Origin of the sequence: Halomonas sp. ND22Bw (genome assembly GCF_003011945.1) — a bacterium.
GTDB lineage: Bacteria > Pseudomonadota > Gammaproteobacteria > Pseudomonadales > Halomonadaceae > Halomonas > Halomonas halophila.
Genome location: NZ_PXWD01000629.1, coordinates 1 through 283 on the forward strand (window position 1 = coordinate 1; position 283 = coordinate 283).

Here is a 283-nt window from a genome sequence, read left to right on the forward strand (position 1 = left end):
CGTGATGGTGGCACGCGGCGATCTGGGCGTCGAACTGCCGCCGCAATCGGTGCCGCCGTTGCAGAAGCGGATCGTCGAAACCGCGCGCAAGATGGGGCGCCCGGTGGTCGTCGCGACGCAGATGCTCGAATCGATGATCAAGTCCCCCTCGCCGACGCGCGCCGAAGTGTCGGACGTGGCGACCGCGATCTATGACGGTGCGGACGCGATCATGCTGTCGGCGGAAAGCGCCGCTGGTGATTGGCCGGTCGAGTCGGTCGCGATGATGAACGCGATCGGCGAC

The 283-nt window shown here is 67.1% G+C and carries 1 protein-coding gene; it reads left to right on the plus strand.

Annotated elements, in window-relative coordinates:
• The coding region (locus tag CVH10_RS19670) for a pyruvate kinase (RefSeq protein ID WP_369335900.1) at positions 1 to 283 on the plus strand (283 nt) is incomplete at both ends.